Annotated in this window: 16 protein-coding genes; all 16 read left to right on the forward strand. The window is 35.3% G+C overall.

Features of this window, described 5'->3' with window-relative positions:
• On the forward strand, window positions 1-210 hold the full coding sequence (locus BT127_RS06375; protein ID WP_075424190.1) for a hypothetical protein: 210 nt from the start codon (window positions 1-3) through the stop codon (window positions 208-210).
• Between the two features lie 10 nt (window positions 211-220).
• Window positions 221-415: a hypothetical protein gene (locus BT127_RS06380; protein ID WP_075424191.1), complete on the forward strand. Its 195-nt coding sequence runs from the start codon at window positions 221-223 to the stop codon at window positions 413-415.
• Window positions 416-428: 13 nt separating this feature from the next.
• Entirely contained in the window at window positions 429-722 is a 294-nt protein-coding gene (locus tag BT127_RS06385; protein WP_075424192.1) for a hypothetical protein, read from the forward strand.
• A 39-nt stretch (window positions 723-761) separates the two neighbouring features.
• The gene (locus BT127_RS06390) at window positions 762-1,196 is read left to right on the forward strand and encodes a hypothetical protein (RefSeq protein WP_139275439.1); all 435 of its coding nucleotides are present in this window, start codon (window positions 762-764) and stop codon (window positions 1,194-1,196) included.
• Window positions 1,186-1,458 carry a hypothetical protein gene (locus BT127_RS06395; protein WP_075424194.1) on the forward strand — a complete coding sequence of 91 codons (273 nt, stop codon included), beginning with the start codon at window positions 1,186-1,188 and terminating at the stop codon, window positions 1,456-1,458. Before BT127_RS06390 ends, BT127_RS06395 begins: the two co-directional genes overlap by 11 nt.
• Before the next feature lie 30 nt (window positions 1,459-1,488).
• Complete coding sequence (locus tag BT127_RS16750; RefSeq protein WP_175541926.1) at window positions 1,489-1,653, forward strand: hypothetical protein; 165 nt, start codon at window positions 1,489-1,491, stop codon at window positions 1,651-1,653.
• A 50-nt stretch (window positions 1,654-1,703) separates the two neighbouring features.
• The gene (locus tag BT127_RS06400; RefSeq protein ID WP_075424195.1) at window positions 1,704-2,093 is read left to right on the forward strand and encodes a single-stranded DNA-binding protein; all 390 of its coding nucleotides are present in this window, start codon (window positions 1,704-1,706) and stop codon (window positions 2,091-2,093) included.
• Between the two features lie 63 nt (window positions 2,094-2,156).
• On the forward strand, window positions 2,157-2,891 hold the full coding sequence (locus BT127_RS06405) for a hypothetical protein (RefSeq protein WP_075424196.1): 735 nt from the start codon (window positions 2,157-2,159) through the stop codon (window positions 2,889-2,891).
• A 63-nt stretch (window positions 2,892-2,954) separates the two neighbouring features.
• A complete protein-coding gene (locus BT127_RS06410) occupies window positions 2,955-4,865 on the forward strand; it encodes a hypothetical protein (protein WP_075424197.1) in 1,911 nt (636 codons plus the stop codon).
• A 1-nt stretch (window position 4,866) separates the two neighbouring features.
• Complete coding sequence (locus BT127_RS06415; protein ID WP_075424198.1) at window positions 4,867-7,407, forward strand: VirD4-like conjugal transfer protein, CD1115 family; 2,541 nt, start codon at window positions 4,867-4,869, stop codon at window positions 7,405-7,407.
• 13 nt (window positions 7,408-7,420) lie between these two features.
• Window positions 7,421-7,852 carry a hypothetical protein gene (locus BT127_RS06420; RefSeq protein WP_075424199.1) on the forward strand — a complete coding sequence of 144 codons (432 nt, stop codon included), beginning with the start codon at window positions 7,421-7,423 and terminating at the stop codon, window positions 7,850-7,852.
• Between the two features lie 62 nt (window positions 7,853-7,914).
• A complete protein-coding gene (locus tag BT127_RS06425) occupies window positions 7,915-8,397 on the forward strand; it encodes a hypothetical protein (protein WP_075424200.1) in 483 nt (160 codons plus the stop codon).
• 17 nt (window positions 8,398-8,414) lie between these two features.
• The gene (locus BT127_RS06430; protein ID WP_075424201.1) at window positions 8,415-9,578 is read left to right on the forward strand and encodes a hypothetical protein; all 1,164 of its coding nucleotides are present in this window, start codon (window positions 8,415-8,417) and stop codon (window positions 9,576-9,578) included.
• A gap of 30 nt (window positions 9,579-9,608) precedes the next feature.
• Window positions 9,609-10,001: a PrgI family protein gene (locus tag BT127_RS06435; protein ID WP_075424202.1), complete on the forward strand. Its 393-nt coding sequence runs from the start codon at window positions 9,609-9,611 to the stop codon at window positions 9,999-10,001.
• A gap of 5 nt (window positions 10,002-10,006) precedes the next feature.
• Window positions 10,007-12,484: a VirB4-like conjugal transfer ATPase, CD1110 family gene (locus BT127_RS06440; RefSeq protein ID WP_082334927.1), complete on the forward strand. Its 2,478-nt coding sequence runs from the start codon at window positions 10,007-10,009 to the stop codon at window positions 12,482-12,484.
• Window positions 12,485-12,520: 36 nt separating this feature from the next.
• Window positions 12,521-13,849 carry a hypothetical protein gene (locus tag BT127_RS06445; RefSeq protein WP_075424203.1) on the forward strand — a complete coding sequence of 443 codons (1,329 nt, stop codon included), beginning with the start codon at window positions 12,521-12,523 and terminating at the stop codon, window positions 13,847-13,849.
• The last annotated feature ends 14 nt before the right edge of the window (window positions 13,850-13,863 follow it).

A 13,863-nucleotide genomic window follows, 5' to 3' on the forward strand; every position in this document is an offset into this window, starting at 1 on the left:
ATGAACTGTACGCTTGGTACAATTGGAATAATTATAAGCCTGATAATAGAAGTATATGTATATTCACGTTTGATGCCAGTTGCTTTAAGACTGGCTGATAAAACACAAAAGCCTATATACAAAAAAATTACAATAGCAGTGCTACTCGCTGTACCAATACTTTTACTTGCATTGTTTGAGATATACCTATTTGTATATCTCAAACGATAAGGAGAACGATATGGAGAAAATCTATATTCATTGCGATACAATATCGCAGTTCAAAGCTCTGAGAGAAATACAGCGCTCCTTCCTTCCAGAGGGAGTGCTGAGCTTGAAGCTCATCGAGGACGGTATAAGACTAACCGATCAGACAGGAGCAACAGCAGATTTTATTTACGTTTCCGAAAGTGATACAGTTATTTTATCACAGTAAAGGAGAAAAAGAAATGAAATGTGTATTATTAGCAATTACTTTAATTGCAAATCGAATTGCAGTAGGCGTATATAAAAATACAAAGAATAGAATAACGAAACTAATAATAAAAATAATTCCAGTTTTATTAACTCTTGTAATAATATTATACGCAGTATTAAAAAAAGAAGTAGATAATATAGATTATCTGCTTTTATTTATATTAGAATGTATTAACCTTGTTAGTATTCTTCTTATGATTGAACAGCCAAAATTTCCAAAGAGTGCTGAAAAAGAATTACATGAGTATATATCAAAAAATGAGTAAGTTATGGATATACACAATAAAAATAAGGGAGGTGAAAAAATGAATTGTACAACACCCGAAGAAATGATAATCATGCTCATCGGTCAGAATCGTGGTACACACAATTTCATTGATAAGAGCAGATTGATAGAGCTTGCGCTTGAAAATGGAATCGAAGATGTTTCTGATAAAATGTATAAAAAGGATATCGCTGTCGCCCTTGCTGAAAAGATCGGCTATGCTGAGCTTGCAAAGTTAGCATCTGTTGGGGTATCGTCGCTTGAATTGCAGAAGAAGTTCGGCATCACAAATGCAGAAGTAAAGAAAATGGCTGACGGTGGCTTTATCACAGTAGTCGGCACAGAATCTTTCCGAATGTACGGAAAAACTTGTCGAGCAAATTTATACAGCCCCTATGATTATTTTAAGTCCGAGGAAGAAGTTATAAACTGGCTTGTAGAGCATTCCAGAAGAGGTAAGCGCCATGACAGATAGAGAAAAAAGCGAAGCGATGAGAGCACTTCGTTCCATAACTACAGCAATACGTGAAGTTGAGAAGCAAACCAGTACGAAAATACTATGGAATGCAGGAATGTCCATAGATAATAAATCAGCTACAGTTTGTTTTGTAGGATATAATGAAATAGACTACAATATACCATATCATATCTTCAGAACAATCCCTCCAAAAAGAATGGTTATCGAAGTATCACGAGCTTTGTCCATTGATTTTAACGATTATGGAGAGGAAAGTTGATACTTGTATCAACGAACAAGGAGATAGAGAATGAAGAAAAATATCTTCAGCATAAAATACCTGCTATTTTTATTAGTTCTGGTTATTTCTATTGTTTTAATTTGCGCTATAGGGAAAAACCAAGATTTAAACCATAAATCATCCAAAAGCGAAACCAGAATACAAAGCACAGAACCTTTAATACTGGATATGTAAATTACGTTGATACAAATATCAACGCAAAAATTAATATGGAGGAATTAACAATGAACAAATCAATTCTCGTGGGTAGGTTATCAGCTGATCCTGAGCTGAGAAAAACAGAGAGTGGCATTTCAGTGTGCCGTTTTACTATCGCTGTTCAGGAGGACTATAAGAACAAGGATGGTTCAAGGGATGTGGACTTTATCCAGTGTAAAGCTTGGCGTTCAACTGCTGATTTTGTAGTAAAATACTTCAAAAAAGGCAGCAGAATAGCAGTTTCAGGTAAGATAAAAAGTGATAACTACGATAAAAATGGAGAGAAACGTACTTTTACATATGTTAAAGTAGATTCTGCGGAATTTTGTGGATACAACAAATCTGTGGATAGCGACATTGAGGTCGATTTTGCAGCCGAATTTGATGAGATAGTAGCAGAAGAAACACCATTTTAAACTGTTTGAGTGATTTTTTCTATTTCAATGGAGATTTTACAAGATATTATGAGGAGGTATAACATGAAAGTAAAATTATTAAATGTTCTTGTTCCTGTAACTTGCATGGCGCTTCTTTGCTCATGTGGAAATGCAGCAGAAAGTGCCGGTAATAACGATAAAGAAAAAAACGTGAAAACAAATGAACCAGCGGTAGAAATAGCTGTTAAGGATTACTTGCACATGGAAGTTGAAGGATATGATACAGTTGGAAAATTGAAAACGTATGGTATAGATACTGTAAAGATAGCAGAAGATAACAAAAAAGCATTTAAAATTCCTGAAGATGATACAAATGATACTGCTTTGACAGCTGCTGTTAATTGCCTTAATTCATATCTCGAACCAAAGACAGATAAATATGAGCTTCTTTCTAATGGCGATGTTGTCGTTTTTCAGTTCAATGCTAATTATAACGATATAAAGAGCTTGTATAACGTTGATATTAATATAGAAAATGCCGAACTGACTGTTAGCGGCTTGAATCCACTTAAAGAAATAGATCCTTTTGATTATGTAGAATGCCAGTTTCTTCACCTTCCAGCAGAACTGGGAGAGAATTTAATAAATGCTCTTGTAACAGATAATACAATAGGAGACTCTCAGATCAAGTGTAAAATTGACAAGGATGTAGTTAAATCCGGTGAAAAAGTTACCGTTGAGTACTACACGATCTCAGATCAGTATACGCTTGAACAACTCTTTGCAATGCAAGGATATAAACCAACAAGGTTATCAAAAGAATATATTGCAGAATAAACCAACATAAAAGGATTGGTCTTAACATTAATATCTTATTAAGATAGACAGGAGGGTTCAAAAATGAATATGAGCGATGATATAGCAGGAGCCGTTATAAATGTTTCTGCTAAAACTGTTGGTGAAGCAGCTCACGCAACAAGAACTATTATTGAAGCTCTTATACGTCTTATGCGGATCTTAGAAGAAAGCAAGCGCAGAGTTGATGTTCATAATCAAGAAATCAACGATATCAAAAGTGGAAAGATATCTACTAAAGCTCTGATAGAGCATTGTAGACAAAATCATGAGCAAATAGTTTTTTCTGAGCAAGGAATGTCAAAACATGATGCCTCAATACTTGCATCAAGAGCAAAGAAATGTGGTATACCCATAGCTTTTCATAAAGAAAACGGAAAAGATAATATCTACGCAAGCATACGTCAAAGCGATCTTGCGGTATATAAGCAGCTTACAACAGAGTTGATAAAGGAGAAACTTCAGATCAGACCGCAAGAACTTAGTAACTTTAAATGCAAAGAATGGGAAATCCCTTTCATAAATGCCGAACTGAAAAAATATGATCTTTCCGCTCAGTTTGCAGCAACAAATAACGGAGACTATATTGCAATTTATGAATCATCTGACGCTAAGGCTATAGAGATTGCTCGTTCCGAATTTGTTCGCAAAGCAAATGAAATTGAGAATTCAATAGAATTTTCAAGGGATAAGGACGGTTTCTACAATATAACTGATAAAATTTCAGGCAAAACTTTCCCTTTTGATGATACTCCCAATAGAACCTTTATTTCTCGTCAACTACAGAAGCAGTTCGGTTATGACGATAATAAGGCAAATATCGCAGCGCAGAAATTCGGAAAAGAAATGCTTTCCGGAGAGATAAAAGAAAAGTATTTTAGTGATGATCCTACGGCAGAGTTTTCATATATATCTAAGGTATCATGGGATAATGAGGATCTACTTGTAAAAAACTATGATTGTTATTTTGTAACACCTAAAGAGGACGGAGTTGCGAGAGTAGTATATCAGGACAATGACGGAAACTTTGCTGTACTCAATCCACCTCGAATGACTAAATTACATATGCGTTCTATACTTGAAAATGAGCTTGGCATTAAAGATCATCACGAACAAGATGCATTAATAGCCAAAGCAGAGCATGTTTCAAGTGTTAATTCAAGATATCGTAGTATTATGGGTGTCAATACTGATTTGCACAAACATGATGTAACATTTGAAAAGTCTGCATTTGATATGAAGGACACTGCAATTGTTTCAGGTATGCGTCGGACCGATGATAACGGAAATACATATACCAAAAGCCAACCACTTGATAGTATTTCAACATCGATAGCTCGAAAAGATCTTAATACATTTGAAATCGATAGTACTGCAATAGTGACAGAGACAGATCAGAATGGTCTTTCTCAAAGTGTACCAAATACTCATCATCTTGTCCTCTCTTTTTCAAACAAGAAATCAGCATTGCATGAACTACAAGAAATGTATCAAAAGCAAGGTGTTCCTGAAGCAGCTGCAAAGGATATAGCAAAGAATGTATACAAGAAAGCTGAACTCCAGAATGCTTCTCCTATCATAGCTATAGAGAAAACCAAAGATACAACCGTTATGTTCACAAATGGCAATAAAAAAATTGAGATCTCAACCGTAGATCGAAACGGTGCTATCGAAGCACTTTCAGAAGAATACGGAATACCGAAAGAGGATGCATCTGTAATCATGGAAAAAGCAGATGATATCATTGTTACAAGCAGTAGTACAGAAGTCAAGGTTGATACAAATATCAACGAACTTGCGATTGATAGCTATAAGAACGGTCATGAATTACATCCCGAAGGAAATATTCTTTCGGATTCGGCTGATAAAGTATCATCGACACTTGATAAAACAGTTGATACAATAGACGATATATCCGAGGGGATAGAGGAAGTTGCATCACGAGGAGGTAGATAGTATGTCAGCTTCTCGCCCGAAACCACGTCTTACAAGTACAACGGTCATAATATATGCAGTAGCAGTTTTGTTTATTACAGCAATATCTGCATTATTAGGCTGTGCTATGGATTTTTCGATAAAGCCAAACGGAAAAATTGACTATACACTCATTGGTGATGGCTTTAGCAGAGCAACTGATAATCTACCATATTTATTTGATCATATTACTGATAAAAACAGCTACGTGTGCAAAATGACATTTTTCTCTCTTATATGTATAGGTATCTTCATTTTATACAAATATTCTCAAACACCTAAACGGCTGCATAGAAGAGGCGAAGAACATGGTTCAGCAAAATGGGGCGATGATAAAGAAATGCGGAGCCTTGCTGAAAAAGAACAAAAGCCTGTATTCAAACCGGTTCTCCGAGATGGAAAGCGAGTGTTTGATAATAAAGGTAATTTTGTTGGTTTTTCAATTGATAACAATATCATTTTGACGAAAGAAGTTATGTTGTCACTGAATTATAAGCAACATCTTTTGAACTTCAATGTTCTGGTAATTGGTGGCGCTGGATCAGGTAAATCGAGGTTCTACGCAAGACCGAACATTATGCAGCTCAATACATCTTATGTAGTAACAGATCCTAAAGGTGAACTTCTTGCCGATACAGGCAAAATGCTTATAGAAGCTGGATATAAAGTCAGAGTATTCAATACAATTGAAATGGAACATTCTAATAATTACAATCCATTTGAATATGTATATGATTTTAACGGCAATGTATCTGAAGATAATATAGTAAAAATGGTTGATGTTCTTTTCAATTCTACTAAAGGTGAAGGAGAAAAGGAAGATTTCTGGTCACAAAAAGGTAAATCGATGCTTCAAGCTATCATTCTTCTGTTATTTGAGGAATCTGAGTATAACATGGAAAAAGATCAGAACGGTAGACTTATTCCGGAAACAAGGGATAAATCCAATCTTAATTTCTTTGCTGCAACTGAAAAAATGAGAAAGCTTCAATATCCGACTAAAGGCAGAAAAGACGGCTTTTTCTTACAGCACATTGAGGATGAAACCGATGAAGAGTACAATATAAGACGAAATGAAGCTTTTCTATGTCCGTTAGATAAGGATTTTATCGAGCTTGAAAAAAGAAAACCAAATTCGCTGGCGCTGCGATTATACAAAGAAGTACGTAATGCTCCAGAAGAAACAGGACAATCATTCCTTTCTTCAGCAAACGTAAAAACATTCATGTTCAATATGGAGCATCTATATAACCTTACTTGCTGTGATAACATCAACCTTAACACATTAGGTGATGAGAAAACAGCAATTTTTATTGTTATATCTGCGACAAACAGCACTTACAACTTCTTAGCAGCGATGATGTACACACAGCTATTCGACACACTTGCAAATGTCGCTAACTACAAATACGCTAATAACAATAGGCGTTTAAAAGTACCTGTGCGCTTTATAATGGATGAGTTTGCCAACATCGGTCAGATACCTGATTTTGAAAAGGTTATTGCATTTGTCCGGTCTATGGGAATGTCAATCGATGTTATCATCCAGAATTTAGCACAGCTTAAATCAAGGTACGAAAATGATAAATGGGAGATTATCACAGGTAACTGCGATAGTCTTTTATTTTTAGGTGGAAAGGAGGAAAGTACACTAAAGTCTATTTCAGAACAACTTGGTAAAGAAACCATAGATGTAAAGGGTTCAAATCGAACAAAGGGGAGACAGTCAAGTACATCTGAGAATAATTCTATTCTTGGAAGAGAACTGATGCAGCCTAACGAGATATCTACTATGCCTATAAGTGATTGTATATTGCTTATAAGATCGCATAATCCGTTTTACTGCAAAAAATATCCTTTAGAAAAACATCCTAACTATGCATTTCTTGCCGATGCCGCTGAAACAAAAGAAGAAAAGGAGGAAAGAACCTTCCAAATTAGTTCAGTTCATGCCATTTCTGTAGAGGAACTCCACAAAGTTGATACAAGTATCAACAGCGAAAGTACCGAATCTGATATTCAGAATGATGAAGTTGATACAAATGTCAACGTAGATATTCCAGAATATGAGTCTGTAACAGAAACGGTATTAATTGATAAATACAATAGTTTGCTTCCGGATATTGAAACACTTAAATTATTTGAGGGTAATCAAATTAAGGTTTACGGAAGTGAACAACTATCAGATTCAGAAGTAGAATACGATCATGTCTCTTTTGAATTTGAAAGTCTAAATTTAGGCGATCCTATAGAAAAGGAGGTTGTTGAGGATGAAGATCAGGAACAAATCACGCCCGACATATTGAATCCAGACGGAAGTTTTGAAGAACCTGTTGATACAAATATCAACGAAGGTACATATGACAGAGAACAGGAATATGAAGTCCCTGAAGTAAAGACTTCAACTATAGAGGATTTATCCTCGGACGATATAAAGGAAACGATTGAAACTACATCGAGCAGAACAGTAACTTCTGACATGATCGAAGATGTTGATTTCAATTCCGAATATGATTTATTTTAGAGAGGTAATTAAAATGAAAAAGATTATTACACATATGGCAACAATCCTTATGACAGTTTTTACACTCGCAATTATGACAGCACTTCCAGTGTCCGCTTTTGCTGCTGATGATAATACAGCAATTGTTGTTTCAGAGGAATATGAAGATAACGATGCAACTGAAACAATTATTCTTATGGAAAATGATGGTTCAGCTCCGATTATTCAGCCGCTTGATTCAGGTTCGACTGCTGCTGATGCTGCTTATGAGAGTACAATGGACTTCATTCTGACATGGATCAGACGTATAGGTGCTGCTGTGGCACTTTTCGGTGCAATAATTCTTGCGCTTGCACTTAAAAAGGATGATGCTGATCAAAAGGAAAATGGAATAAAAACAATGGTTGCAGGATTCGTTGTATGGGCGATTACTGGTGCCGTTGATATGTTTGATCTATTCACATGATAAATTTGTATTCTGCCCTTGTTTTTCAAGGGCAGAATACTCTACAATCACAGGAGTTCAAAATGGAAATATTAAATTTTTTTAGTATACTCCCGATTCCGCCGAGTGGCTCTCCTAACGATCTTGCACAAGATGGGATTGTGTTTTTTACTACATGGCTTTCACGAATAGGTGGAATTATTGCATTTATAGGAGCCATAAAGTTAGCTTTAGCAATAAAAGACGATCATACCAGAGAGCAGACAGGTGCTATTCTAATGATGGTGTCTGGATTTATGATAATTACAGCTGTAAACGATTTATCTATATTCGATATTCCGGCAACATACTCAGATGCAGCTGCTGAACTCGAATTTCAATCAATAATGGATTTTATTGGTAAATGGGCAAGAAGAGTAGGAGCGTTCGGAATGTTTATGGGAGCCGTTATGCTTGCTTTTTCAATGAAGGATAATGATGCAGCACAAAAAGTTATTGCTATAAAGTCATTGGCTTCAGGTGGAATTGTTGTTGCTGTATCAGGGATTCTAAATACATTCGTATAAGTAACAGGAGGATTAAAATGTATGGAGTAATACCTTATCCCGTATATAAAAAGTTGATGTTTTATCGCAGAATGATATATACTGCAATTATTGTATTTGGTCTTATTCAGATTTTCTTTCCTTTAACTGCATATGCTGATATCTTTGGAAATCATATTCCTGATGTCTATGTCGATATAACGGAGCATGTCAAGGAAACTAATGTAATACTTAACAATGCTTTTAGATTCTCGACTACTTCCCCATATGATGTAGTTAATACACTATCAGAATATGTGGCACCTGGATCAATAGCAGCAGCAATACGAAATGCATCTAAAACAATGGCGCTTGTTGTTGCTACATTACTTTTGATGGTTGATTTTTTACGCAAATCAATTAATTTTGAGTGGTCATCAAAATGGGAGAATGTCTTGATATTCCTGATAAAAATAATTGTCATCAAACAAGTAGTGCAGAATGCTGATACTATTATCGGAACACTTTATTCTATGTTCAATTCAATCAATACAGCAGCAACCGGAACAGCACCTGAATTCTTACCTTATGGAACTGAGACAACATATCATGTAGAAATTAAGAAGAGTATACTGAAACAGCTCACTAAAAGCTGGTTTGATTTTTGGGCAGACAGAAATGCTGAGGAAGGAAGCCAAGCATTTGATTATGTTATATCAAAAGATGCTGTACAAATGTTCTATTCAAACGCATCCTTCCCATCGCAAACTAATTTTGCGGATCTTGACTCATTTGTTGATGCATTTCCAAATCCCAAGCCAAATGCTTTTGGTTTTTCTACATTACAAATGTTGGAACTAAAGCCAATATACTTTATAATGAAGGCTATTGCTTATGTTATTTTTGTAGTTGTAATAGGACGAGTGTTTGAATTATCAATATATACAATATTTGCTCCGCTACCTTTAGCGACATTTGCATCTGAAACATCAAGCGAAGTGGGAAAAAATTTCTTAAAAAACTATATAGCGACAGTTTTACAGATTGCAGTAATAGTTATAATGTTTGTTATATATGGTGCATTGTCCACTTATGTACTAAACTGGTTTGAATCAGAAGGCGCACATATGACTAAGCACTTGAATATACTGACGTTATGTGCTCTCGGTTTAGGCGTAATGAAGTCAGGAACGTGGTCAAAGAAAATATGCGGTATAGGTTGATATTAGTATCAACGAGAGAGGTGAAATATAGTGTTAGAAGTTAAAATACCAATTGAAATACACGATTATAAGTCTAAAATTATTGCTGGCTTGTCTGTCAGGCAAATCGCAGCTATAGGAGGAGCGCTATTAACTGCTCTTCCTATTGGAGTAATCGGTCACGGGAGGATATCTATGGATATACTTCCATGGTTTATTATTGCCATAACTATACCATGGGTGCTCTGGGGATTTTTCACCTTTCAAGGCTTGAAATTTGAAGATTACTTCCATTCATGGATATCTTTCAACCTTTTGCCGCAGAAGAGAGTATATGAAGATACAGACGAAAGTCTGTTTCAAGGATTACATGAAGAATTACTTGCAGAGAAAATAATCAAGCAAAGAATAGATAATGGCGAGGAAATAAATCAGGAGGGGTGAGAGAAGTGAAACTGTTTAAAAAGAAAAAAAAAACTAATTCTGCTAAAGAGCGAGATAAAAATAGACTCGCTTCTGAAGCAAAGAAAAACAAAAAAGAAAAAAAGCCAAAAAAGGAAAAGCGTCAGATCAAGCGTACAACAATACAAACGATGCCATATGAGTGTTTTGTAAGCAACTATATCATGCTTAATAAAACAGGAGTAAAAATAGGCAAACAGACAGCCAATTTATATTCCAAAACATACCTTGTCCCTGATATAAACTATTCAGCAGTAACAAGGGATCAGCAAGAGGAATTGCAAGCTCTGTACATAGAACTTCTCAATGGTTTTGATGATACAGCAAGCTTGCAGATCTCTATTATGAACACGCAAATAAATAAAGAAGAGTTTGGAAAAAAGCTTCTTTTAAAAAATAAAGATGACGGGCTTGATTCAGAAAGACAAGAGTTTAATGATATTCTGAAAGATAAGATCACAAATGGTCAGAATGGACTTCAATGCAGAAAATTATTTACTGTAACAGTAGCAGCAATTAATTTTGATACTGCGAATACACGCTTTTTCAACATCGAAGCGCATATGATAAACTGTTTAACACGAATGGGTACAGAAATAATACCATTGACTGCTAATGACAGAGTCAGACTTATGGCAGACATTCTGAGAGATGTTGAATGCAAAATAACTCCATGCACTCGCGAGGAATTCGCAAGAAAAGCTGAAAAGCAGCATTGCTGTCCTGAGTACATGGAATTCAAGAAAGATTATTTTCTATTCAACGATAAGTATGCAAGGTGTATAGCTATTCAGCGTTATCCAGCAACAATAATCGATACGATCTTTAAAAGTATTATAGAACTTAATCAAACTATGATAATAACCGAAAATCTGGATTTTGTGGAGCAGTCAGAAGCTGTTAGATTATTACAGAAAAAGAACACAGATATGCAGTTTGAAGCAATAGTTAAGGTTAAACATTCAAGCTCAGCTTCAAAAGGCGCATTTGTTGATCCAATCGAAGGTACTCAATTACAAAAAGATATGGTGGATGCTCAAGAGTTTCTTACTGATCTGCAGGAGAAAAACGAGAAGATGCTTAGAGGACATATCATTATTATGCTTACAGCTGATACTTTCGATGAATTAGAACAAAATACAGATGCGTTAAAAATCATTCTGCGTAAATACCAGCTTCAGCCTATGAAATGTGCTGGATTACAGGAAGAAGCATTTTGCAGTGTCTTACCTGTTGGAAATTCTTCATCGATAGATAAAGAACATAATTTACAGGTAAGAAGAACACTTTCTTCTTCAGCAACGGCAGGATTTATGCCGTTCAATTCAAAGGAATTGCTTCATGAAGATGGGTTGTATTACGGTCAAAATAAAATTACGCAAAACCTTATAATTTTCAATCGTAGAAGGCTTAAGAATCCAAACGGATTTATACTTGGAGTACCGGGAAGTGGAAAGAGTTTTTTAGCAAAACTTGAAATGATCTATTCCATTTTACAGACGGATGAAGAAATTCTTATTCTTGATCCGGAAGGAGAATACACTGCAATAGCTGAACTGCTTGGTGGAGAAGTGATATATATATCAGAAAACTCAAAAACACACATTAATCCTCTCGACCTTACAGAAAATCCAAATGCAGACGATAAAGAATATGATCCAATCAAAGCAAAACTTGACTTTCTACTATCATTTTTCTCTACAATTCTCGGAAATCAGGAAATCACACCTATTCAAAAAACAATTATTGATGATGTAATGCATATTACATATAAGAATCATGATAATCCAACTTTAAAGGAATACTATTCTGAATTAGAGAATTATGAAAAAGGTGCAACAGATGAAACAAAATCTGCTGTAACGTATCTCAGACAGACATTGCATCTTTATGTACATGGCTCGATGAATGTATTTTCCAATCCTTCTAATGTCAACATCAATAAAAGGATCGTTGTATATAACATCAAAGAACTTGGAAAAAACTTGCAGACACTCGGTATGATGATAGTGCTTGAAAATCTATGGGACAGAGTCGCTAAGAACCGTTCAAGAAATATCGGCACAAGAATATATATAGACGAGATGTATCTTCTTTTCAAATCTGAGCAGTCAGCCAACTTCTTTTATGAACTTTATAAAAGAGCGAGAAAGTGGGGCGGTGTTCCGACAGGAATTACACAAAACGTTGAAGATCTGCTTCGTTCTGATCTGGCTCGAACAATGCTTTCAAATACGCAGTTTGTTGTTATGCTGTCACAAAACGCAACAGATAGAGAGCAGCTTTCGAGACTTCTCAGAATATCAGATGATACTATGAATTATGTAACAAATGCAAGTCCGGGAAGCGGTTTGTTGTATGCTGACGAATATGGAATAATTCCCTTTGAGAATAAATTTCCGACAAATACTCACATCTACGATATTATAACAACAAAATTCGGTGAAACAAAAAGTGTTTCTTAAGTAATCATCTGATATGAAGAGGTGAATCCTGAAAATATGGCCAAGAGAAGTAGAAATATTAAAAAAGTCAAGTCAGGAATAAAAAAAATCAGATCGGGAGCTGAAAAATATAATCCGTTAAATACTCCGCTTAATATGAATGATACCACAGATACAGGCGCTGAAGCAACGAAGCTCGGATATAAAACAGTTAAGAAAACCCAGGATACTGTAAAGAAAACAGTGAACACAGCAAAAGATATTTATAAAGCGCCTGTAAGAATAATAAAAATAGCAAGAATAAGTAGTACAATAATAGTTCACCTTCTTGCTTTTCTATTAAATCCGGTGTTCTGGATTATAATTTTTGTTCTATTCTTTGTTTTTTTCTTTGCTGTTCCAATTATTGTGATACTCTCAGGTGGCGCAGTTGCTGGTACAACAAACAACAAAGCATATGTTAGGACAGCCGGTTCAAATCAAGAAATTTCCTCAGTTTTTCCAGAAGCAGAACATTTCTATGATTTAGCTGCAGATGATCAACAAGACGAATTTGATTCATTTATCGATTCATTATACTATTCAGTTGACGATCTGCCAAATTCTGATCTTGTTTATATGGTGTGCAGTAATGGAACAACTTTTGAAAAAACACTTGTTACAGATAATAAAAAACAACAAATCAAAGAGCAGTTTAGTAAAACATTATCAAAAGCGGAAGCAATAGCTCTCGTTTATACATATCTTCAGAGGGAGAAAAACCTTGAAAAAGGTACAGTTGGAGAAATCTACGAGGTCGAATTCACCAAAGAAGCTTTCGATGATTTGCTAAATATGATGGTATCATGGACAGATAATATATATGATGGACAGGAATGTCCTTCTGCTAATTGCTCTGCACATCAGGAAGAAATTCACAATCCAAGATACGATGAATTATCGGATAAGGTCGATACTTTAGCAGACGCATATAATGACTGGTATGAGATTTTACCTTATTTTGAAACGTATGAAAGTATTGAAGATGGAAGAGGACAGAGACAGTATTGGGATAATAGTGTGCAATGGAGAATTGATAACTGGAAGCTGGTTTATGGAGATGCAGTACCAATAGCACCATATTATACATATAGCGGTGGAAGCTTCTTAGAGGATATCGGTGATCTATATGAAAGATATCTCTATGAATTCAATAATACTCCAGAATCAACAATAGAAATGGTTGTTGAGTGTGAACATCTGCATGAATTACATTCTATTGGATTAAATGTTCTTTCCAAGGACGATGTAATGGATGCGTGGAATTTTTCTGAAATAGACAAGCAATGGTATGAAGTCACATATATGGGATTTGTGTACGATCCAGATATAGAAGTTGATTCATAAGGAAGTGATTATTA

This window comes from Ruminococcus sp. XPD3002, assembly GCA_900119535.1.
In the GTDB taxonomy this organism is placed as follows: domain Bacteria; phylum Bacillota; class Clostridia; order Oscillospirales; family Ruminococcaceae; genus Ruminococcus; species Ruminococcus flavefaciens_H.

What these genes read in the sequence shown, in the direction of transcription:
- BT127_RS06375 (WP_075424190.1), top strand. Translation starts at nt 1, where the DNA reads ATGAACTGTACGCTTGGTACAATTGGAATAATTATAAGCCTGATAATA.
- BT127_RS06380 (WP_075424191.1), top strand. Translation starts at nt 221, where the DNA reads ATGGAGAAAATCTATATTCATTGCGATACAATATCGCAGTTCAAAGCT.
- BT127_RS06385 (WP_075424192.1), top strand. Translation starts at nt 429, where the DNA reads ATGAAATGTGTATTATTAGCAATTACTTTAATTGCAAATCGAATTGCA.
- BT127_RS06390 (WP_139275439.1), top strand. Translation starts at nt 762, where the DNA reads ATGAATTGTACAACACCCGAAGAAATGATAATCATGCTCATCGGTCAG.
- BT127_RS06395 (WP_075424194.1), top strand. Translation starts at nt 1,186, where the DNA reads ATGACAGATAGAGAAAAAAGCGAAGCGATGAGAGCACTTCGTTCCATA.
- BT127_RS16750 (WP_175541926.1), top strand. Translation starts at nt 1,489, where the DNA reads ATGAAGAAAAATATCTTCAGCATAAAATACCTGCTATTTTTATTAGTT.
- BT127_RS06400 (WP_075424195.1), top strand. Translation starts at nt 1,704, where the DNA reads ATGAACAAATCAATTCTCGTGGGTAGGTTATCAGCTGATCCTGAGCTG.
- BT127_RS06405 (WP_075424196.1), top strand. Translation starts at nt 2,157, where the DNA reads ATGAAAGTAAAATTATTAAATGTTCTTGTTCCTGTAACTTGCATGGCG.
- BT127_RS06410 (WP_075424197.1), top strand. Translation starts at nt 2,955, where the DNA reads ATGAATATGAGCGATGATATAGCAGGAGCCGTTATAAATGTTTCTGCT.
- BT127_RS06415 (WP_075424198.1), top strand. Translation starts at nt 4,867, where the DNA reads ATGTCAGCTTCTCGCCCGAAACCACGTCTTACAAGTACAACGGTCATA.
- BT127_RS06420 (WP_075424199.1), top strand. Translation starts at nt 7,421, where the DNA reads ATGAAAAAGATTATTACACATATGGCAACAATCCTTATGACAGTTTTT.
- BT127_RS06425 (WP_075424200.1), top strand. Translation starts at nt 7,915, where the DNA reads ATGGAAATATTAAATTTTTTTAGTATACTCCCGATTCCGCCGAGTGGC.
- BT127_RS06430 (WP_075424201.1), top strand. Translation starts at nt 8,415, where the DNA reads ATGTATGGAGTAATACCTTATCCCGTATATAAAAAGTTGATGTTTTAT.
- BT127_RS06445 (WP_075424203.1), top strand. Translation starts at nt 12,521, where the DNA reads ATGGCCAAGAGAAGTAGAAATATTAAAAAAGTCAAGTCAGGAATAAAA.